The following is a 21,665-nucleotide window of genomic DNA, read 5'->3' as shown; positions in this document are numbered from 1 at the left end:
TCTCCTTTTTTTAAAATTCCGTATATATAAATGGTCCAGCGTTCATATCATGGAACCCATGAATAATAAACAAAAGCACCAATATGATAAAATAAAATAATGTAAAGCCTATAAAACGTAATAGCTCATTATTTTTAATGGATTGCATCAGGTCACCTCCAATTAATAATGAAAAAGGATTATAACCTTGTAAATATACTAAATAAATAGATATTTTTTCAAGTTATTTTTTATAACCTTTGTATTAAAATTTTTAACACTGTTTTGACGGAATGTGGAGAAAAATGTTGCTGTATTTTGTAATATTCATTAAATCATAAGATTAAATTAAGATTAAATTAAGGTTTGGGAAAAATTGATAGATCATCATGCCCTTAAATCAAAAAAAGGACCATCATCAGTTAATCAAATCAACTTATGATGGCACCTATATTTTTATCCCGCTAAAATGTACGGAACATCATTTAATTAACAGCATCTAACACTTTTTTGGAAACATAAAAATCCGTTCCATTGTAGACATTAATGGTATCAAATGTATATGTTTTGGTCATATTGCCTGAGGCTTGCTCATAAATCATAATGTTTTTATTTACAGGGATTGTTAATGTAATATCCTTTTTTTGTGCAATAAATTTCGGGTTTTCCTTATCTGATAGATCTATCTTTGTCGTATAGCCCTTTTCAGTAAAAGCTTTTGTGGCAGGGATATATAAATCCTTCGTCAGCTTATTTAAATCAAAGCTCATAAATTGCGCCATTGCATATGCTATTTCTGTGTTTTCAACAAGACCAGTTATTGTGGAAGGTCCAAATGAATAAAGAAATACATCCTCACCAGTATGGCCGCCTGTGGTAAAACCAATATTCGCTCGTTTGGCTAGCATCTGTCCCATTTCTTTGCTCACATTCCTAGAAGCTTTTAAAGTTGTGCGTTCTTCTTTAGATAAGTCTGTTAAACCATAAAGTGCTGCTACCTCTATCATATTGGATTGGTTTTGCTTCAATCGGCTTAAAGCACCCTCAAGAGTCATTTTAGCTTTCTTTAACGGATCAATAAAGGCAGAAACAGGCATGCTGGCATAAGTCTTTGTTGTATTTGCATTACCCATAGTAATACCGCTATTACCATGATCTGTTACGGCAATGACCATTGTATGCCCATCCACTTTGGCAAAATCAAGTGCTTTTTGGACAGCCTCATCAAACGCTAAAATTTCACTGATAATGCCGATTGTATCGTTGGCGTGTGCTGCCCAATCTACCTTACTGCCCTCTACAAATAAGAAGAAGCCTTTGTCATGCTGCTTAAGCGTTTGAATAGCTTTACTTGTCATTTCAGCAAGCGTTGGCTCGGATGCGCTGGTGATAGGGCGATCTATATTGTAGGCAAGTGCGTTTGGAGCAAAGCTTCCCCAAATTTTTAATGAGGTACTTTTTAAAAGCTCATCACGAGTTTTTACGATGTCATAATTTTTTTCTTTTAGGACATTCACTAAGTTCTCGCCATCTTTACGAGCATTTTTAGTAGTACCTGGAATGAGAGATGCGAAGCCACCACCTAACACAACATCAATATCTTGATAGACCTGCTGCTCAGCGATGTCATCATATTGGCTTCTATTTTTAACGTGTGCAGAAAAGCCTGCTGGTGTTGCATGTTGAATTTCAGAAGTAGAGATTAGCCCAGTTGCCATGCCCTGCTGTTTCGCTCCTTCTAAAACATTGGCTACAGGACGAGTAGCATCATCTTTGGCTAATTGCGCTAACCCTGGAGAATTGACAATGGCTGGCAGCACACCAACAAATTTACGATTTGATTTATGTCCAGTGGCTAATGCAGTAGCGGCGGGTGCAGAATCGGTAAGGGCAGATTCTGCAGAGTACGTACGAACTGCGCCAGTTAAAATCGCATCTAATGCCAGATTGCTACCCTTATACCATCGGGAGAGTGTGACAGCGTTATTACTACTCCCATCCATCACCATCATAATAACATTTGCCGGCTGAGTAACTTTAGCAGCTTGTACTTGTGGTAGAGCGATATTTGTCGCCGAAAAAATCATTGCACTAGCTATAACCCATGAACGCCATTTTAGTAAGTATTTCATGATGTAGTCTCCTTTAGGTTAATTTTAAAAGTAGTGTAACGAACGGTTATTCAGACAATCTCACCAGCTATGTTGTAGCGTTAAATTATAGTGCAAATTCATGTATATACTCCTCACCGACTACTGTTGATAATATAAAATGCCATTACCAGTAACACTTCCTCAGAGCATTATCATAATCACGGCAATAAAGCCCATCCTCATTAGCAGCCAAGTAGTAGCAAGCTGTTTTCTTATTTTGCTGTGTTGCTAAATCAAAGCTATACCAAGTTGTCACGAATGCTTTGAATAATTAATATCTTTTATCCGTACGGCATACCACATATCTACATAAACTAGTCCTTACTCGTGGCTACTAAATAGTTGCCTTTGCCAATAAATGATCTTGACTTAGTTTTTCATCATTCACAAAAAATATTCGTAGGAAATTGCATAAGGTTCATTTGAATAAACATCATTTATTGACAAAGGTATCAATTTTTTAAATAAGGTCCATTCAAAAGTTAAGAAATAACCAGCAAGCTATTCATGAATAATGTAAGCGAGGAGGATGGGTAAGGCCAGGTAGAGAAATTGGGTAATTTACAGATATTTTTAATCTAAGTTTGTCATGGCAACCTTTTTTTGTTATAATGTGGTGTGTTGTGATGTTTCGAAGTTCGGGAGGTGCAGTGGATGCATACAGTAGTATTAGTTTCATTAATTATCGTATCATTAGCATTGATTGTTGTCGTATTACTTCAATCTAGTAAAAGTGCAGGCTTGTCAGGTGCCATCTCGGGTGGAGCTGAACAACTATTTGGAAAACAAAAAGCACGTGGTATGGATCTTATCCTTCACCGTGCAACAATTGTGTTAGCAATTTTATTCTTTATTTTAGCAATCGCTATTACAAAAATCTAATAGTTGAAGATATATCGCCTAACCGAATTGGTTGGGCGTTTTCTTTTATTCAAGATGTAAAAGACGGATAGAAAACCGAAAGTGATGGATAGTACCATTAAATAGACGGATAGTGCATCATCACTGATGTAGAATCTCAAGTAAATGGCTATAATGGTGATAGTATGTATTGGTATGAAGGAGAGCTTGCGATGAATAAAACTTTATCTCAACCATTTTTCTTTCAAGCAGGACCACGAGCAGTATTATTATTGCATGGTTTTACAGGAAGCTCAGCAGATGTTCGAATGCTTGGTAGATTTTTAGAGAAAAAAGGGTATACTACATTAGCACCTCACTATAAAGGTCACGGTGTGGAACCAGAAGAACTTATCACAACAGGACCTGCTGATTGGTGGCAGGATGTCGTAGCTGCCTATAAGCAGTTACAGGATGCTGGTTATCAGGAGATTGCAGTTGCAGGTCTTTCATTAGGCGGTGTGATGGCACTTAATGTGGCATTAAATAACCCAGTAAAAGGAATCGTAACAATGTGTGCCCCGATGACAATGCGTACAACCGATGTCATGTTTGAGGGAGTTTTGAAATATGCAAGAGACTATAAGAAATTCCAAGGCAAACAAGATGAGCAAATCGAAGCAGAGGTTACAAACATTGCTGAAAAAGGTATGCCATCTTTACAGGAGCTACGAGAATTTATTGCACGTACCCGTCAAGAAATTGACATGATTTATGCCCCAATTTTTGTCGTTCAAGCAACAAATGACGAGGTAATTGAGACAGAATCTGCCAACATTATATATAATCAAACTGAGTCACTTGAAAAGCACATCAAGTGGTATGAAAACTCAAAGCATGTTATTACATTAGATCAAGAAAAAGATCAATTACATGAAGATATTTATCGCTTTTTAGAAGGCCTAAATTGGGCACAATAAACTAATAGGATTTTCTCATGAAGGAGGGAAATTATGAAAGAGCAAAAGGATTCACTACAAAATCGTTTACTCGAATTTTTCGGTGAAGAAGATTATAAACCTTTAACCGTTGGCGAAATTGAGGACGTCTTTGGCTTTGAGGATGCGGACGAGTTTAAAGAGCTAGTAAAAACTTTAGTGCGCATGGAGGGAGAGGGCTTAGTTGTCCGTTCACGCTCTAATCGTTATGGCTTGCCAGAGCGCATGAATTTACTAAGAGGTAAATTTATCGGTCATGCAAAGGGCTTCGGCTTTGTGACGCCTGATATCGAGGGAATGGATGATGTCTTCATTCCACCACATGAAGTAAATGGTGCTATTAACGGTGATATCGTCCTGATCCGCGTGTTAAAGGAATCATTCGGTGATCGTCGAGAAGGAACGGTAACAAAGGTAGTTGAACGTGGACAAACAAGCTTTGTCGGCACTTTCCAGGCAAATCGTGGCTTTGGCTTTGTTGTCTTAGACGATAAAAAGCTACCAATGGATATTTTTATTGCAAAAGGTGATACTTTAGGTGCCGTTGACGGACACAAGGTTGTCGTTGAGGTCGCTACTTGGCCAGAGGATTTAAAATCAGCTACAGGCTATATTACAAAGATTTTAGGCCATAAAAATGATCCAGGTGTGGATATTCTTTCTATATTATATAAGCACGATATTCCACCAGAGTTCCCTGATGAAGTGATTGCTGCTGCACAGCGAGTGCCAGATGAAATTACTGAGGCTGATATAGAGGGCCGCCGTGATTTACGTCATGAAACGATTGTCACAATCGATGGAGCAGACGCAAAGGATTTGGATGATGCAGTGACTGTAACAAAAAATGGTGACGGTACTTATAAGCTTGGCGTACATATTGCAGACGTTAGTTATTATGTAACGCAAGGCTCAGTCATTGACATTGAAGCCTATGATCGTGCGACAAGTGTATATTTAACAGACCGTGTAATCCCAATGATTCCACATCGTTTATCGAATGGTATCTGTTCCTTAAATCCTCAGGTTGATCGATTAACATTGTCCTGTGAAATGATTATCGATGCTAATGGGAATGTGATTTCACATGAAATTTTCCAAAGTGTTATTAAAACAACAGAGCGCATGACGTATAAGGACGTTTACAAAATATTAGTTGAGCAGGACGAGGAGCTAATTGCCCGATACGAGCCTCTTGTACCAATGTTTAAAAACATGGCAGAGCTATCATCGATTTTACGTCATAAACGTGAAATGCGTGGAGCAATTGATTTTGACTTTAAAGAATCCAAAGTTATTGTCAACGAGGATGGCTGGCCAGTAGATATTGAATTACGCGAACGTACAGTAGCAGAGAAATTAATTGAAGATTTTATGCTAGCTGCCAATGAAACCGTAGCAGAGCACTTCCACTGGATGAATGTACCATTCCTATACCGTATTCACGAAGATCCAAAGCCAGAAAAGCTCCAACGCTTCTTTGAATTTGTCACGAATTTCGGTATTTTAATTAAAGGTACTGGCAACACCGTTCATCCAAAAGCTTTACAGGATGTTTTAAAGGCGATTGAAGGAATGCCAGAGGAGCCTGTGATTTCAACGATGCTTTTACGCTCGATGCAGCAGGCAAAATATTATCCAGAAAGCCTTGGTCACTTTGGCTTATCAACAGATTTCTATACACACTTTACATCTCCAATTCGTCGTTACCCAGACCTAATCGTGCATCGTTTAATTCGAACGTATTTAATTAATAAAGATACATCGAGAGAAACGATTGCACAGTGGAGTATGGCAATGGATGAAATTGCTGACCATACATCAGAGCGTGAACGCCGAGCTGTCGATGCAGAGCGTGATACCGATTCACTGAAAAAGGCTCAATATATGTCCGATAAAATTGGCGAGGAATTCGAAGGAATCGTCTCATCCATCACAAACTTTGGAATTTTTGTGGAGCTACCAAATACGATTGAAGGACTTGTCCATATTAGCAATATGACAGATGACTACTACCATTTTGACGATCGTCAAATGATTATGATTGGCGAACGAACGAATCGTCAATTCCGCATTGGTGATGAGGTCATGGTTCGTGTAGCAAATGTTATTATTGAGGAGTCATCCATTGACTTTGAAATCGTTGGAATGGTAACTTCATATGGACGAACACGCAAAGCAGCCCCTACTGTTATTCACGCTCGTAAAAATTACAGCGACAACAAAGGCGGAAGCAGTAGCCGTAGAGGCAGTCGCAACGAGGACGATCGAGGTGGTCGTGGAGGTCGTAGAGGCGGTCGCAGCGAGGAAGAACGAAGCAGTCGTGGCAGTCGCAGAGGTGGTGGCAACGATGAGGAAAGAGGCAAACGCGGAGAGCGCCGTGAAAGCGACCGTGATCCACGAGGCAGCCGCAAAGATGGCTCAAGCCCAGGTCCAAAAAAACGCGTAAAGCAAAAGCAAAAGTTCTATGAGGGCATTGCTAAGAAGAACAAAAAGAAAAAATCAAAACGTAAATAAATTCATTAACAATCCAATGCGAGCAGGTTAACCCCTGCTCAACCTTTAAATTAGAGGGTGAAGAATATGGCAAAAGGTACTGGGAAAGTATTAGCACAAAACAAAAAAGCAGGACATGACTACTTCATAGAAGAGACAATTGAAGCAGGCATGGTGCTAACAGGCACAGAAATAAAATCCATCCGTGCAGGCAAAGTCCAGCTCAAAGACTCCTTTGTCCGCATCCGCAATGGCGAAGCATGGATCAGCAATATGCATGTCAGCCCATTCGATCAAGGCAACCGCTTCAACCACGACCCACTACGCGCCCGCAAGCTGCTGCTCCATAAAAAGCAAATCGGCGAGCTAGTCGGTGCCGTTAAACGTGACGGCTACACAATCGTCCCATTAAAAATGTACATCAAGGACGGCTACGCCAAGCTCCTAATCGGCGTAGGTAAAGGGAAAAAAGACTACGACAAACGCGACGACATGCGTAAAAAAGAAGCCAAACGCGAAATGGAACGTGCCTTTAAAGCAAAAAATCAATTTTAATAGATTGGGAGAAAGCTCACTAATGTTGGTGAGCTTTTTGCTTTGGGTTTGGAGCGGATGGGAGCGAGGGCGAGGCGAGGCGAGGCGGATAGAATGGCGGAAGTGAAGGATAGAACTGCGAGAGTGATGGATAGAATAGCGAAGCCGATGGATAGGTTCTACTGTTCGAGCCAATTTCTTCTAAGTTAGCAGGATACTTGAACTATCGTTAGTTTTGTTTTATAATATGTATTACTGATTGCCAGATTTCATGGAAGCGTACTTTAGCTCCCACCGTACTAGAAGAAATTCTAGCTCCCTTACTTGAACGAGGCCAAGCCGCTTCGCTTCATATTCAAGGGGACGTTACGGATTCGACAGGGATGGTTCAAGCTTTGGTCGCGCGTCGGAGGGCTCGGCTCCGTCATCAACGACAGTTATATAATAACTGGCAAACAACAAAACTTAGCTTTCGCAGCGTAAGCTCTTAAGCGCTCTGCCTCTCTATCGCCCATGTAGAGAACGTGGGGCCCAACTTTAGTGGGATACGGTCGATGGTGCCACCTGAGTCATCGGCAAGAGATTTCCAGGTTAGCGTACAGGACGCCTGTTTGTCGGCATAATGTTACGTGAATCGTAAATAGGCAAACTACACGCGTAGAAGCTGAAGTATTGGAGTCTTTGGACGCGGGTTCGACTCCCGCCGTCTCCATAAATTACCAGCCTATAAACGGCGGTATATCAACGATTTTCGAGGTTAGGGATATTGAATGGGAGTTGAACTCTTGTTGAATATCCCTATTTTCACTCTGACACAAAATGATCTATTTGAGTATTTGTTTAATTCCTAATAATTTCATTATGAATAATTTTAAAATTAAGAAATAAAATTTTTATTCGCATCATAATCAACTATATGGAAACAATGAATATAATAGTACCATCTGAAAGTTTTTTTGAATTATTATTTTTTTGCTATTAAAAAGCTAAACGATGAATAAAAAATAAATAATGACTAAAACTGTTTTACTATTGTTCACAATATTCTATTCGCTAAGATAATAATACGAGGGGTGTTATTTATGAAATCATTGAATCTGATTTCACAAGAAGAGCGTCGTAAACGTATTCGGTTTGCAGTTGGCATGGCAGCTATTGATGGTGGAAAACCTACTGCTTTCACACAAAACTTACTGGACCAATATGAAAAAGGTGAAGTAACAACAAGTTATCTAAAACAAGCTATTATTGAAAAGTATGCAAGGGCGGCACATTAATAACTATTATGGATCCGTATGTATATGAAAACTCTAATGTTTTAAAAAATAAGTTAAACATTCGAGATGAACAAGAATTAATTAATATTGAAGCCCAATTTTTAATTGTTGGTATTTTAGATATTGATGAAATTTTATCAGACATTGATTTTTTTCATTTATCTAGTCTACAAAAGGTTCATTATTTTCTATTTCAATCAATTTATGAGTGGGCAGGAGAATTTCGTACAGTCAATATTTATAAGAGCGAAAAAATTTTAGGTGGTGTATCTGTTGCATATAGCGATACTACATGTATTGAGACAGATCTAAAACTCATTTTTGATTGGACTGCTTCAATTAGTTGGAGTGTTTCTAACAACCAATTAGCTCAGAATTTCTCCAGACTCATGACAGATATATGGCGTGTTCATCCTTACCGTGAAGGAAATACTCGCACTGTCTCGATATTTATGAAGCTTTTTGCAGATGCACAAGGTTTACAATTCAATGAACAATTGCTTTCCAAAAATGCAGGGTATGTAAGGAATGCCTTAGTATTAGCCGCTGTTGAAGAATCTCATGAACCAGAATATTTATTAAAAATAATTACAGATGCACTAGGTTTAGCTAAAACAGGTTTTGTACCTAAGCAGAAAACAAATGATGAGAAATATAAAATAATTGAACAATATCGTGTTTCAAATTATGAAGAAAAGCCTTTTACAATCGGAACAAACTTAAATAAAAAGTGAAAAAGAACCAATATGAAAATCGTATTGGTTCTTTTTTATATACAAGAGCTTAATATAATTTTGTTAGAATATTTAGATATATATAATAGGTTTGGCATTATCTTCAATGTTAATCCTGTGAGCCATTTTAAAGCTTTAGACCAGTGATTTTCTAATGTAGCCCATTGATTTTCAATGACTGGGCTTGTATTAGTATAGGCTACCCTATTCATGATATTGTAAAAGTTGCATAATTAATGGGCTTTGCTGTTGTAAATATGGATTATCAGGAAGATAAAGTAGATGCATTTAAATCACGTAAAGAGACTCAAGATGCTATGAATCAGTAGCAGTTCAAGGTATACAGTGGCACATAAAAAAGTGTAAATCCTACTCTGAACTGCTTACGGAACAGAGTGTAAGGTATTAGTAGCTTGCATACTTATCATATTATTTATAGCGTTTAAAGACTAATTAGAGTTTGTAGAAAAATAAAAAGAACAAGTCTAAAAATGAGCTTGCTCTAATAGTTCATATATTAAATATAATTTTCAAATATTAGCTTTGATATCCTCTGTATCAACAATATAAACCATCACCGCTATATTTATTTTCATCCTTCACTGTGCTGCGATACCCTACCGCTTCACCGGAGACGGAGAATAATTCTCCGACCTCCCATCCCTGGTATATAATGATTAAAAATTCTCCCTTCATGACATACATAATCATTGGCAATTCTCCCATTTCTGTTTATTTCCGTAGAAGTTATCAAGATCATCAAACGAAGCTCTGAAGATATTTAAATTAGAGTCATTCAGCTCTAGCGTACCTTGAATGAATCCTAGCATGTCATCTGAGACATTAGAAGCGTCTTCAGCCCATTTGTTCACCACTTTGTATACTTCTTTGTCATAAGTCGTTGTGTTGGTCATAAGGGTCGATGTAGCTAAGTTCTGAGTGATGCCGTTATAAGCGCTGATTGCGTTATCGAAATTTAGTGATCCATCTTCATTAAGTGCCACTCGTTTAAACACTAGGTAATTTGCATACATTTCGTCTAAAGCGATTGCGTTTTCAGGTGACAGACAAGATTTATCAGTAGCAGGCTTATGGATCATCTCAACCGGTTCTACTTCTTTTGTTTCTACCACCTCAGCATTTTCACCTTCAGGGCTCAAACTTTCTTGCTTGTTCTTTGTAAGATAACTGTCGGGAGATACGAGATACCATATAGCTATGATACCCATCACTATAATAGATGTTAAAATTGCAATTATTACTTTGTAAACATTATTCTTTTTCATTGTTCAATAACCTCCAAATTTTGTCCTGAAATATAACCAAGATTTGTTTCTCCTCCACCATATTCATAACTAACCATAAACCTCCGTCGTAATCGTTGGCACTTTAAAGTTGTCTTCAAGTGCAATTGACAATTCTATAATGCGTTGTTTACAGAGATAGAGTGTAAGATAGAGTAGTACCTTCCATACTTATCATATTATGTAAAGCGTTTGAAGACAATTAGAGTTTGAAGACAAATAAAAAGAACAAGCCAAAACGAAGCTTGTTCTAATAATTCATATACTGAATAAAATTTTCAAATGCATTAGCTTTGATTTCCTCTGTTTCAACAATATAAATATCTGATGTAATGTCCTTAAAGCTATGACCCAACTGCTTCTTTATTTCGTAATGTGTTGTATAGTACATTGTAGCATTCGTCCTTTAAAACCATGAGATGAAATCTTTTTTAGTTTATATTTTTTTGGATATTATAGCATCAGTCCCATGCCTTTGAAGGGAATAGAATATTATATTGCTTGTCCGTAAATACAAGCCTATCAGTACTTAAATTACAATTGAAAAATTATCTTTTTTGTGAATGTTGATAAACCCAGACCACAACTTAACAATTTCCTCTTAAATGAATTAAAGTTGCAGATTGTATATATAATTTGCGAATAATGGAGCTTCCATTTGAGCAGCAGTCTATTACAAGTAAAAAGGGATAATTATGATAAAATAGTAATATAAATTATGTTTAGTTAAATTATATATATCTTTTAACCAGAGTATTGTGATAAGGAGTAAAGAAATGACAGCTATCGAAATACTATCATGGCCTTTTATACAAGAAAGTATCAATCAAATCAACAACAAAGAGCAGTATTTAAATTATCCAGTCATTTATGTTTTAAATGGCAATAAAGAAGCTTATATTGGTGAAACTGTTTATTTTAAAAATCGGATGAAAGTTCATTTAAAAGCACGTAAAAATATTAAACAAGTAAATTTGATTAAGCACGAACACTTTAATCGTTCAGCAACCTTTCATCTAGAGACAAAGCTGATTAACTACTTCCTTGGTGATGAAAAATATATGCTTCAAAATAAAAGTAAGACGGCTAGCGATTTTACTCATAACTACTACAATAAGCCTTATTACGATCAGCAACTATTTGAAGAACTTTGGCAAAAACTATATGAACAAAAGCTTGTCGACAATGAGCTACATGTGATTGAAAACAAAGATATTTTTAAATTATCTCCTTTCAAAGAATTATCTTTAGAACAACTTGAATTAAAAGATAAAGTACTCGAATTTTGTGAGAAACGAGTAACTCAAAGCTCAAGTAAATATGGAAGTCTATTAGTCATTGAAGGTGAAGCGGGCGTTGGTAAAAGTGTTGTCTTAAGTTCTATTTTCAACACCATTCAAGAAAGAGCTGAAGAAGCATCCTCAAACTTATATCGTACAGAAAATTATTTAGCTGTGAACCATGAGGAAATGTTCAAAACATATAAAAATATAGCAAAACAGGTGAAACATTTAAAAGGGAAAAACTTTGCAAAACCTACATCTCTGATTAATATGTTGCAAAAAGAGGGAAAAAAGGCTGATATCATTTTTGTTGATGAAGCACATTTACTTTTAACAAAGCCAGATACTTATAACAGCTTCCATGGCAACAATCATTTAGAGGAGCTGTTGAGGCTAGCAAAGGTAGTTGTCATCATTTATGATCAAGATCAAGTATTAAAACTGAAGAGCCTATGGGGAGCAGCAACATTAGAAGGGCTTAAGAAATTAAGTACTTTTCACGAAGAATACCAGTTAACAAACCAATTCCGCATGCAAGCAAATGATGACGTAATCAATTGGATAAACGAGTTCAAGCGGAAAAAATTATTGCCGCTTCCTAAAGATAAAAACTATGAATTTAAAGTGTTTGAATCTTTGAGGGACATGCATGATGAAATTAAATCCAAAAATACACAGCATGGTTTAAGTCGTATTGTATCAACTTTTGATTACTTACATAAAAAAGATGGTGAGACCTACTATGTGAAAGATTCAAATGGTGAATACCAGCTACCATGGAATACAACAAGTACGAAATATACATGGGCTGAAAAAGCAGAAACGGTTCATGAAGCTGGTTCAATTTATACAATACAAGGCTTTGATTTAAATTATGTTGGGGTCGTGCTTGGACCTTCTGTTCAATATGACCATACTAAAGATGAAATCATTATTGATACGAGTAAGTATATGGACAAAGGTGCGTATACAGGTATGGACGGAATTGAAAATGTAAATGAAGCAAAGGAAAAAATCGTCCTAAACTCAATCAATATCTTGATGAAGCGAGGAATTAAGGGGCTGTACATTTATTCAAGTGATGAAGCATTACGTAATAAACTTTTAAAATATCAAAAAGAAGGTGAATAGCATGAGCGAGTTAGAACAACTACGTGAAAACATTTTGCACTTCCGAGACCAACGAAACTGGCAGCAATTCCATAATCCCAAAGATCTAGCACTCTCATTATCACTTGAAGCAAGTGAATTATTAGAGCTATTTCAATGGAAAAAGAGTGATGAAGCAGTTGAAAAGAATTTAGATAAGATGAAGGATGAGCTGGCGGATATTTTAATTTATGCAATATTGTTTGCGAATGATACGGATATGGACTTAGTAAATATAATAAATAATAAACTTCAAAAAAATAATGAAAAGTATCCTATTGAAAAGTTTGCTGGTAAAAATACTAAATACAATGAGATATAATTATTAATACAAATATATAATATTCATCTAAATAGCAGTTTAAAAAACCTTAGTTTTCGTTTAAATACGAGAAACTAAGGTTTTTCTTATGGAAATTTATCTGATATAGGGAAGTAACAGTACATATAATCCCTTTTTTTGTTCCTCTGATAAATTTTTAATGATATTAAATAATTCGTCATCTATATTTTCACTTTGTAGAGATTTATTTTGTGGAATCTTAATAGTTGTATCAACTTTGTTTTCCAGTAATAAAAAGAATGAGCTAAGCGTTAGGCCAAATTGCTCGCAAATTTCACCTAACAGTGTATAATTCGCTTCCTGAATACCGCTTTCTATTCGTGAAATAGATGCTTGAGAGATATCTAACTTTTGAGCAAGATCGCTCATACTTAAATTATTGTCTTTGCGTAACGAACGTATTAACTGTCCTATTTGCAAGTTATTCATATATATGATTTCAACTCCACATTAATCATTTAATTAATCGTACAATTATTGCATTTTACAATCAATAGAAAATAAATTATACTTAATACGTAAATATACATAATAGGTAATAGAAGGGGTTGAACGTTATCGGAAACTTCGAATCAGCACTTATTCTATTAATAGATGAAAGGATTGATGTGATTTATCATAATAAAGTGTTTAGGAATCACCAAAATGAAATGGTTAAGGATGTTGAACAGAAATTATTTAAAACTCTTTCTGGTATAAGTGAAAAAGAGGTTAGAGAAATTTCTGAGTTGATACAGAAATCAATTCTTAATTATCAGCATCTATTATTTCAAGATATATATAAGCAAGGCTTTTTAGATGGGATTGTACTCAGAGAAAAAATACCAGGGAGATCGATAAACGATGAAAGTACTTTTTAAAGGTCAACTCACGATGGATGTATACAAAATTGTAGAGAGTTTAGAGGATGAAGAAGCAACACGGAATTTAGCACATGAAGATATTACATCTGAATTATTTAAAGAACTAAGGGTATTAGTTGAGGCAAAAGGCTACCGTGTACCTCACGTGGGGATAAATTTAGAATATGAGAGTGTACCCACTAAACAATATGAATCAATAGTAAACAAAGCAATTAATGAAGCTAAGAATCGTGAAATATATATTCGTGGAAAAGGAACTATAACACATATATCTTTTTAAATAGCATTTAATTATGCAGTTTTTTGGTAAGCAAAATCTTCTAAAAAACTGCTTTTTCTATAACTTGTAAATTCAATTTTGAAATCCTTGTAATGTAAGAGGTGACGCAGTTGAATAAAGATAATATAGAAATCGAAAAATTGAAAATATTGTTTTCCGAAGATAAAATTTATAATGCATTAATAAAGTATAGTGATCAAGAAGTAGTGCTTTTTCCTGAGTTTTTAAAAATTTTAAGTGTTTAAACAACGATATACATTAGTAGAAGTCTCTGAAATTCTTAAAATAAATGATAGTAGTTTACTCTATTACATTGCAAAGCTGTGTAAATTTAAATATCTTGATGATCCAGGAATGGGGCGAAATTATAAGTTTGACTATATAAGTATTTATAAATTGTTGCAGGTATATAATGCTGGAATTTCGGGGAATGCTACATCCGCATTAGAAACGCTAGAAACTACTTTACAAGAGATTAAGAGACAGGCAGCGGAAGTACAGTCGCATTCAGGAATAGATGAAACTCAGAATGTGCAACAAGAGTTATTGTCACTTTACCAAAATTTAGAACAGTCTGCATATACTCTTAAGGAAGGTTTGACAACGATGGATTATTATCTACTAAATCAGTATGTGCAAGTAAATAATTCGCTTGTCGAATCATGTGAATCATTTTTAAATAATCTTCAAAGTTTATATTAGAAGAATTCACTTTAGGAAAGCTTTTTGACACAGAGATTAAAAAGAGGTTTTTACTTTGTCTATGGATTAAAATTTATCAGGTTTGCAACGAATAATGATGACTGTTATGCCGAGTTCTTCTTCTGCAATCCTTGCTTTTCTATTGTTTGATTCTTCAGTATAAGGATTTCCGGTTCAGTATTTTAAAACTCATATATTTATAATTGATTTCACAAAGGAAAGGGATATTGCTCAGGGGTTAACTATTGAGCAATATCCTTTTATAATGCCTTCAATTTTTTAATAATGGCACTTTTCATGTGCATATAAGTCGATAATGGAGTTATTTATTAGATAAGATATTTGATAGTATCGGATTCTCAACATCCAGGCCATTCGTCGTGTGTACCGAGAAGATTTGCTGTTTTTGTATATTTCGGGCTTACAATCTTAATTAGTTAAGATGTACGATTATGCAATTCAAAATGGCTTTTTAGATGACTGATAGCCGAAATAGAAGAAACACAAAAGCAATGTAAGTTTAGTTTCTTTACATTGCTTTTGTGTTTTATAATTGATTAAATATATTTAGTTCTTCGAGTTTAATATAAGGAGAAAGAGAGATTCTAATTGTTTGTCGGATTTCATTTAATCCCAAGCCAATAGAAGCCAATACATGAGAAGGTTTTGCAGAGCTACATGCAGAACCTGTTGAAACAGCAACAATTGGTGCTAACTTTTTCACTAAAATTTCATTGTTAATACCTTTGAATTGAACACTAATGATACCAGGAACTTTATGTTCTTTAGGATGGTTAAAAGTAATGTTTTCTTGGAACTTATTTTTGAGTAGCGTAATTAAATAGTTTTCTAACTCAACTAATTGATTGATATTTTGCTTTAATGATTTAAAAGCAATGTCACTAGCCTTTCCTAGACCAACAATATTATGAACTGCTAATGTACCACTTCTTAATCCTTCTTCTTGACCACCACCATGTAAAAGTGGCGTAATGTCTGGAAAGACGTTATATTGGTCTTTTTTCAAGTAAACCGCGCCAACACCTTTTGGGCCATAAAATTTATGTGCGGAAATAGAAATAGCATCTAAACCTTCAATTTCTTCTAAAATCACTTTGTATTTTCCGATTAATTGAGTCGCATCTGAATGGAGAAAGACAGGGTGATTTAAACATATCTTTGCAATTTCTTGAATAGGATTCAAAGCACCAATTTCATTATTAGCCCATTGGATTGAGGCCAATATAGTATCAGGGCGTAGTGCCTGTTGGAATTGTTCAACTGTTATACGACTATTTTCATTCACTTCTAAAATTGTTAAATCAAAACCATTTTGACTTAAATATTTGCAAACTTCTAATATAGATGGATGTTCAACGTTTGTCGTTATAATATGTTTTCCAAAGTTCTTACGCTTGTCTACAATTCCTTTAATAATAAAGTTATTACTTTCTGTTGAGCCACTTGTGAAAATAATTTCGTCAGAGCGACAACTTAATAATTTAGCTACAGATTGACGTGCGAATTTAACAGCCTCTTTTGCATTATTAGCAATCTCGTAATACTTACTGGAAGGATTTCCGAATTCTTCTAATAAATAGGGTAGCATCGAATCTTTAACCTCAGGATGAATAGGGGTTGTTGCTGAATTATCAAGATATAACAAAGAAATCACCTAGTTTCATTTTTTAATAAGTTGGTTAATAATTTCTCATAGTTTCCATAAAGTTTATATTCACTTTCCAAGATTCGAATGCCACGTTCGATGTGACGATTGAATAAGTCAGGGAAGTATTCTTCTTCTGGGATATGTTTACATGCATGTTGTCTAATTAAAGCTTTATAAGCGTAATCAAATTCACCTGTCATCGTATTACGATGAATTTCAACACCGCCAGTATCCGGAACACATGGTGGCTCTACAGGGATTTTTAACGAAAAAGCAACTGCAATTCTCGATAGAACATTCCATGTTAATCCAGTTGAATGTTGTAGAGACTTTAATATTTCACCAGTCTCTTTTGACGTTTTTAATCGAAAATTCATATGTTTTTCTCCGTTTAATTAAAAGTAAAATATTCTTTTTGAATTTTTGTTTGTTGTTTAATTGGATCAAAGTTTAATGTGTATTCACGTGCCACATGCTGTGACAAAATATTATAATGTTCTTCATCAATTTCACTGTCAGTCGCTAAAATAATTGCTTGTTTACCGAAGTTCGGAATAAATGTATTTAAAATAGCTACCTTATGTGTTTTATCAAGACGACCTAAAAGTGTATCGAAAATAAATGGTACTTGAAGGCCTGAACATTTAAAGATAGCCCAGATGATTGAAATCAGTAAAATCTGCTTTTCACCAGCTGATAACATACGTTTTTCTAAAATGTTTTGATGTGCATCTAATAGTGTTACATCATAATTTTCAGGGTTGATTTGTATTAAAGAAATATAGTCATGCTTACGTAACATTTTCTTTAAGTTTTTCGTAGCTTCAATTTGTACGTCCTTAAGCTTTTGGTGAATTTGAATATCTCTGTAGCGGCGACTTAAAGCAATGATTTTTTGTGCTTCGAGTAAAGAACCAGAAGTTTTATTAAAGCTGTGTATTTGCGATTTAATTTTATTAATTTTTTCAAGCAATGCAACTAATTCATTTTTAAGGGTAGAGAGATTTTGTTCTTCAAGCTCTAATTGTTGTTCTAGCTTTAAGACTTGGATACTGTATTCGTCCATATGTTGAATGAGTTCCCCGAATTCATCTGTTGAATCATGTACATTAATTTTTTCTCTAAGTTGATGAATCGTTTTTAAATCTGATTGATTTTGATTTAAAAGATTTAGATGTTCAGTAGGCAAATCTTTTTGGGTGACATTATAAATCTGTTCAACCTTCATTGATTCTGAGAATGAAGCGCCATGAATCATCGTGTCGCCTTTTTTAGGTTTAAAAAGTGACACTAAATGGTTTTTAATTTCTTCTGCTTTTGCAAAATCACCTTGAAGCTCTACTTTATTAAATAGCTCAAGAATAATGTCCGAAGATAACTTCTTTTCTAGCTGTTGAGACAATTGCATCGATTCTTCATTTTTAATTTGTTCGCGAGTTTGATTTACTACTTCTTTCATTATGAAGAATGGTAAGAAGGTGGAAGCAAATTGTTTGATTGTTTCAGCGCGATGTTTACGTTCTGTTTCGATTTGAGCGATTTGTTTTAATAAATCTTCGCGTTCTTGCTGTACTAGGCCACCAAATTTTTCAAAAGTCGATTTCATTTCTAAATATTCATCTTTAATACTATTCAATTCAGTAGATTTATATTCGATTGCACGAAGTGTTGTAGAAATATCTGTACGAAGCTGTTTTTCTTTCTGATTTGCTTCGTAAAGTTCTTGTTCAATAGCATCCATTTTCTTACCATGTATCTGTTGTTTTGAATAGTTATCTAAATCTGATTCTAACGTTTCGAATAAATCTAAGTTGAATACGACTTTAGATAATTGTTTAATATAACTAGATAGTGTATTTTGTGTTACAATTTGGGCAATTTCTTCACCATCAAATAAGCAAAAGTCTAAAAGTTGTGGGGGCATAATATCCTTTAATTTCGCATTGAATAGTTCGATATTCTGAGCATCTAAAAATGTATTGTTTTCTGTTAAAAAAACGTGTTCTTTAACTTGCTCATTTATTAAAGTCCATTCACGTTTTAGTTCGTATTCAAATTTCTTTAGGTTATCAACAATAGAAAATTGAATTGTAATACTAAAATCGTTATTTTGAACTCTCTTCGCATTGTTATTTAAAATGCTCTTAACATGATTGAAATAATCGGCATTTTCGGTTTTATATCCAAAACCATAAGATCCGAATAAACCTAATTTAATCGCATTCAAAAGGGTCGTTTTACCAGCGCCATTTTCACCACCGATTAGTAATACATTTTTGGTTAGTGTAGTTTCAAAATTAAAGCTATTGTAGCCTTTATAGGCACCGATATTGACAAGTGCGATATTTTTCAAATACATAGTTCTACCTCTTCTATAGATGTAAATAATCTTGTTTTAAGATTTTACCGATTTCGTCATTTAAACCACGGCGGAATTTGTATCCAGCGTAATTTTTTTCAACATTTATTAATTTACGCATGACCTTAATGTCTACATTAAATTCTTTACATAAAAGTTCCAATTGAGAAGTTTGTTCAGCATCTAAAAGAGGACGGTCATCTTGCTCCCAAATAATATTCTGCTGTTGCCCATAGACCTTTTTATAAAGCATAGGCACCCAATCTTCCCAATCGCCTTGTTTAAGCCAAGTACGACGAATTTCTTTTAACTCATCTTCGGAAATTACTTCGTAATGCGGGTCTTCGGGATGTTGAATTGTACATTGTAACGCTAATAATCTTGTTAAAATTTCACGTCGTGTTTCCATTGTATATGGACCAAGACCAAGTTGAGCGTATTTCTCAACAATGATGCCATTTAATGATTCTTCTTCATAGCGGATTAAAAGTTTTTGATCCTCAGCAGCACTTAAGTCAATATTGTGTTTTTGGATGTAATCTTGAATTTCATATTTTTCTACAATATCGTAATCTTTAAAGGGAACTTTCATGGCTTTACGTCCAGATTTTTTAGGAATCATTACGTAAAGTTCACCGTTATCTTCAGCTACCCGTATATCTCGGAAATAAATTTGACCATTCATACGATATTTCATACGTTTATCACGATCATCACGAATTGTCGTTAACCAATTTCGAAAATCAAGTAGAGGTTTCATCCAATCATGTCCACTTTGAATAAAGCCAGTTAATGCTTTATCTTCAGTGACGACGGTACATACCCAACAACCAAATCGGCTATTTCCGCATGAACCAGCACTTTCTTTAATACTTTTATCAATAACTAAAGGACATTCGCCGCTATTAGAATCTTGATATAAACGGTGTAACTCATAGTTGTCATCGCCCCAAGGGGAATGACTATTTAATAAATAATCCCAAACGTCATCTACAGTAAAGCTTCGAATGGGTGCATATACAAATGCATTAGATAACGTAGAATGACGCATAAAGCGTTGACCTTCAATAGAGTGTTCACGAATACTATTTCCACGAGATATACTTTCATCCTCACGTACACCTAATACCATAATAACTTCACCGAAAGATGATACTTTATTCATGACAAAATAGTTAGCAGGTTCGATCTTTAAGCGGTCTGTACACCAACGAAACGTTTGGTTTGGAGAGGGATATCCGCGACCAATTAAATTGACCCAAAATGAATTTTTAGGTTCAGGTTTCACTTTATGAGTCTCAATAGGTAGGCCTTTTTCAAATGCAGCTTCTTGAATTAATGATAATGTTTTATTTATCGAATTAATAATTAGTGGTGTTTCAATTAAAGTATCTGAAGAGATTACGTAAACTTTTTTGGTTAATTCGATTTGTTCCATTTCTGACAATGCTTCAAATACTAGCTGTACAACTACTGTAGAATCTTTTCCTCCACTGTAACCGACAACCCACGGTCGGTCATCTTCTTTATAAGCTAATTTAATTTGTTCTTTTGCTTGTTCGACAATCGATTTTTTGTTCGAAAACAAACTACTAATAATGCCGCCACCGCTCATTTTTTTCACTCCTTCAAAATAAACAGTGTTTTATAACTGCTCTATAAGTTCCTTTATACGTTTAGCTGTTGCTTTAATAGAATGACTAGTTTTCTGGATACGACCATTTGCATTAAATGTGCGACCGAGCCAATCTTCTGTATTTGCTCGACTCCAATCGATGGAGCGTAATAATTTCAACTTTTCTTTCCAAGTATCCGGATATTCGTCCATTAATTGTCGACCTACTTCACCGACAGACTCAAGGAAGACACTGTGTCCTACAATATAGTTGATTCTAAGGTTTTTTGGTGAGAGTTCTTTATTAATAATAGCTTGCCACTCAGCAATGTTTTCACAGAGAGACTCCCAAAATTCAAATAATAATAGTTGCTCTATTTCAGTAATATCATCGCCTTTTGTCTTCTTTAGTAAACGCTTATTCGTGTTGTGCACGAAGTTTAAGCATAAGACTTTAGGTGAGTTTTTGGAGAGCGTAACTTTTTCCTTATCAGTATAACGCTTAAGAAAAGGAATTTCATTTACTAAAGATTTTGTTATTGTGGAAAGTGGATCACGGTGGTCATATAAAATACCGATGGATGAAGTTGTATTGATTGCATGTAAATTTAAGTCGCTAAAAATTTGCTGGGAACGATTTAAACCTGTGTCATGGAAAAAAACTACTGAGATTGTTTCATTCCCAAGCTCAGGTGCAATCTTTAAGGCTTCTTCAATTGCTGCTCTACGATGTTGTCCATCGTTAATTAAAAAACGAGCATCCATGGCGATTTTTAACAAACCAAGATCCTGTGTTGAGTTATTTGTACCCAAAGGTTCAAATGAGATTTCACCATCAATAGAAGCTGTAATAGATGAAAATACGTAATCTTCGGTGTTCTCTACAATATAGCTCGTTAACAAAGGAATTCTTGAACGATTTAGGATACGCTGCGAGCGATATTCTACTGGGATCTCTTCCTCATCAAATAGAAATATTTTAGGAATTAATCGTAGAGGGCACATTACAACGTAATATGATTTATTGGCTTGGCGGCCACGAAGTGCCGGAAAATTATAAGTGAAAGATAAGTCCATTACTTAAACT

The 21,665-nt window shown here is 35.0% G+C and carries 23 protein-coding genes and 1 other RNA gene; 13 read left to right on the top strand and 11 right to left on the bottom strand.

Features of this window, described 5'->3' with window-relative positions; all coding sequences use genetic code 11:
- Positions 1–10 precede the first annotated feature (10 nt).
- A complete protein-coding gene (locus AC2CGN_RS18280; RefSeq protein ID WP_054770455.1) occupies positions 11–148 on the bottom strand; it encodes a teichoic acid D-Ala incorporation-associated protein DltX in 138 nt (45 codons plus the stop codon).
- Positions 149–464: 316 nt separating this feature from the next.
- The gene (locus tag AC2CGN_RS18275) at positions 465–2,111 is read right to left on the bottom strand and encodes an alkaline phosphatase (RefSeq protein WP_484515429.1); all 1,647 of its coding nucleotides are present in this window, start codon (positions 2,109–2,111) and stop codon (positions 465–467) included.
- Positions 2,112–2,786: 675 nt separating this feature from the next.
- Here AC2CGN_RS18275 and secG point away from each other — a divergent pair.
- The 7 genes from secG (at position 2,787) to AC2CGN_RS18240 (ending at position 9,011) form a co-directional block, all read left to right on the top strand.
- On the top strand, positions 2,787–3,014 hold the full coding sequence (gene secG / locus AC2CGN_RS18270; protein ID WP_054770456.1) for a preprotein translocase subunit SecG: 228 nt from the start codon (positions 2,787–2,789) through the stop codon (positions 3,012–3,014).
- A 191-nt stretch (positions 3,015–3,205) separates the two neighbouring features.
- Positions 3,206–3,952: an alpha/beta hydrolase gene (locus AC2CGN_RS18265; RefSeq protein WP_484515426.1), complete on the top strand. Its 747-nt coding sequence runs from the start codon at positions 3,206–3,208 to the stop codon at positions 3,950–3,952.
- Positions 3,953–3,985: 33 nt separating this feature from the next.
- Positions 3,986–6,487, top strand: coding sequence for a ribonuclease R (gene rnr, locus AC2CGN_RS18260; protein ID WP_484515424.1), 2,502 nt, complete (start codon positions 3,986–3,988; stop codon positions 6,485–6,487).
- Between the two features lie 66 nt (positions 6,488–6,553).
- Positions 6,554–7,021: an SsrA-binding protein SmpB gene (smpB, locus tag AC2CGN_RS18255; RefSeq protein WP_053995075.1), complete on the top strand. Its 468-nt coding sequence runs from the start codon at positions 6,554–6,556 to the stop codon at positions 7,019–7,021.
- 338 nt (positions 7,022–7,359) lie between these two features.
- Positions 7,360–7,715: a transfer-messenger RNA gene (gene ssrA / locus AC2CGN_RS18250) on the top strand.
- Positions 7,716–8,082: 367 nt separating this feature from the next.
- Entirely contained in the window at positions 8,083–8,277 is a 195-nt protein-coding gene (locus AC2CGN_RS18245; RefSeq protein ID WP_484515422.1) for an antitoxin VbhA family protein, read from the top strand.
- Positions 8,278–8,285: 8 nt separating this feature from the next.
- Positions 8,286–9,011 (top strand): Fic/DOC family protein, encoded by a 726-nt coding sequence (locus AC2CGN_RS18240; RefSeq protein WP_484515420.1) that lies wholly within the window; start codon positions 8,286–8,288, stop codon positions 9,009–9,011.
- 558 nt (positions 9,012–9,569) lie between these two features.
- Here AC2CGN_RS18240 and AC2CGN_RS18235 read toward each other — a convergent pair.
- The 3 genes from AC2CGN_RS18235 to AC2CGN_RS18225 form a co-directional block, all read right to left on the bottom strand.
- Positions 9,570–9,722, bottom strand: coding sequence for a hypothetical protein (locus tag AC2CGN_RS18235; protein ID WP_484515418.1), 153 nt, complete (start codon positions 9,720–9,722; stop codon positions 9,570–9,572).
- Positions 9,719–10,297: a hypothetical protein gene (locus AC2CGN_RS18230; RefSeq protein ID WP_484515416.1), complete on the bottom strand. Its 579-nt coding sequence runs from the start codon at positions 10,295–10,297 to the stop codon at positions 9,719–9,721. Before AC2CGN_RS18230 ends, AC2CGN_RS18235 begins: the two co-directional genes overlap by 4 nt.
- A gap of 268 nt (positions 10,298–10,565) precedes the next feature.
- The gene (locus AC2CGN_RS18225; protein ID WP_484515414.1) at positions 10,566–10,706 is read right to left on the bottom strand and encodes a hypothetical protein; all 141 of its coding nucleotides are present in this window, start codon (positions 10,704–10,706) and stop codon (positions 10,566–10,568) included.
- A gap of 385 nt (positions 10,707–11,091) precedes the next feature.
- Here AC2CGN_RS18225 and AC2CGN_RS18220 point away from each other — a divergent pair, with 385 nt between their 5' ends.
- Both AC2CGN_RS18220 and AC2CGN_RS18215 read left to right on the top strand, forming a co-directional pair.
- A complete protein-coding gene (locus AC2CGN_RS18220; RefSeq protein WP_484515412.1) occupies positions 11,092–12,729 on the top strand; it encodes a DNA/RNA helicase domain-containing protein in 1,638 nt (545 codons plus the stop codon).
- A gap of 1 nt (position 12,730) precedes the next feature.
- Entirely contained in the window at positions 12,731–13,069 is a 339-nt protein-coding gene (locus AC2CGN_RS18215; protein ID WP_484515410.1) for a nucleotide pyrophosphohydrolase, read from the top strand.
- A gap of 96 nt (positions 13,070–13,165) precedes the next feature.
- On the opposite strand, the gene AC2CGN_RS18210 is transcribed toward AC2CGN_RS18215, so the two are convergent.
- Complete coding sequence (locus AC2CGN_RS18210; RefSeq protein WP_484515408.1) at positions 13,166–13,510, bottom strand: helix-turn-helix domain-containing protein; 345 nt, start codon at positions 13,508–13,510, stop codon at positions 13,166–13,168.
- A gap of 128 nt (positions 13,511–13,638) precedes the next feature.
- Between AC2CGN_RS18210 and AC2CGN_RS18205 the strand changes: the two genes are divergently transcribed.
- From AC2CGN_RS18205 to AC2CGN_RS18190, 4 genes are all read left to right on the top strand, one after another.
- On the top strand, positions 13,639–13,950 hold the full coding sequence (locus tag AC2CGN_RS18205; protein WP_484515406.1) for a hypothetical protein: 312 nt from the start codon (positions 13,639–13,641) through the stop codon (positions 13,948–13,950).
- Complete coding sequence (locus AC2CGN_RS18200) at positions 13,934–14,233, top strand: hypothetical protein (protein ID WP_484515404.1); 300 nt, start codon at positions 13,934–13,936, stop codon at positions 14,231–14,233. Before AC2CGN_RS18205 ends, AC2CGN_RS18200 begins: the two co-directional genes overlap by 17 nt.
- Positions 14,234–14,343: 110 nt before the next feature.
- On the top strand, positions 14,344–14,478 hold the full coding sequence (locus tag AC2CGN_RS18195) for a hypothetical protein (RefSeq protein WP_484515402.1): 135 nt from the start codon (positions 14,344–14,346) through the stop codon (positions 14,476–14,478).
- Positions 14,471–14,935 (top strand): hypothetical protein, encoded by a 465-nt coding sequence (locus AC2CGN_RS18190; RefSeq protein WP_484515401.1) that lies wholly within the window; start codon positions 14,471–14,473, stop codon positions 14,933–14,935. Before AC2CGN_RS18195 ends, AC2CGN_RS18190 begins: the two co-directional genes overlap by 8 nt.
- 547 nt (positions 14,936–15,482) lie before the next feature.
- On the opposite strand, the gene AC2CGN_RS18185 is transcribed toward AC2CGN_RS18190, so the two are convergent.
- From AC2CGN_RS18185 to dndB, 5 genes are read right to left on the bottom strand one after another with little or no spacing between them, the layout of a single operon-like run.
- The gene (locus tag AC2CGN_RS18185) at positions 15,483–16,610 is read right to left on the bottom strand and encodes a cysteine desulfurase family protein (RefSeq protein WP_484515399.1); all 1,128 of its coding nucleotides are present in this window, start codon (positions 16,608–16,610) and stop codon (positions 15,483–15,485) included.
- Complete coding sequence (locus AC2CGN_RS18180; RefSeq protein WP_484515397.1) at positions 16,607–16,981, bottom strand: DndE family protein; 375 nt, start codon at positions 16,979–16,981, stop codon at positions 16,607–16,609. Before AC2CGN_RS18180 ends, AC2CGN_RS18185 begins: the two co-directional genes overlap by 4 nt.
- A gap of 14 nt (positions 16,982–16,995) precedes the next feature.
- A complete protein-coding gene (gene dndD, locus AC2CGN_RS18175; RefSeq protein ID WP_484515395.1) occupies positions 16,996–18,963 on the bottom strand; it encodes a DNA sulfur modification protein DndD in 1,968 nt (655 codons plus the stop codon).
- Positions 18,964–18,976: 13 nt separating this feature from the next.
- Complete coding sequence (gene dndC, locus AC2CGN_RS18170; protein ID WP_484515393.1) at positions 18,977–20,578, bottom strand: DNA phosphorothioation system sulfurtransferase DndC; 1,602 nt, start codon at positions 20,576–20,578, stop codon at positions 18,977–18,979.
- 30 nt (positions 20,579–20,608) lie between these two features.
- Positions 20,609–21,655 (bottom strand): DNA sulfur modification protein DndB, encoded by a 1,047-nt coding sequence (gene dndB / locus AC2CGN_RS18165; protein ID WP_484515391.1) that lies wholly within the window; start codon positions 21,653–21,655, stop codon positions 20,609–20,611.
- Positions 21,656–21,665 lie beyond the last annotated feature (10 nt).

The sequence above is a fragment of the Lysinibacillus sp. DFXJR4 genome, from assembly GCF_057196045.1.
The sequence above is the reverse complement of the archived record's forward strand: the minus strand, read 5'-3'. Positions and strand labels throughout refer to the sequence as shown.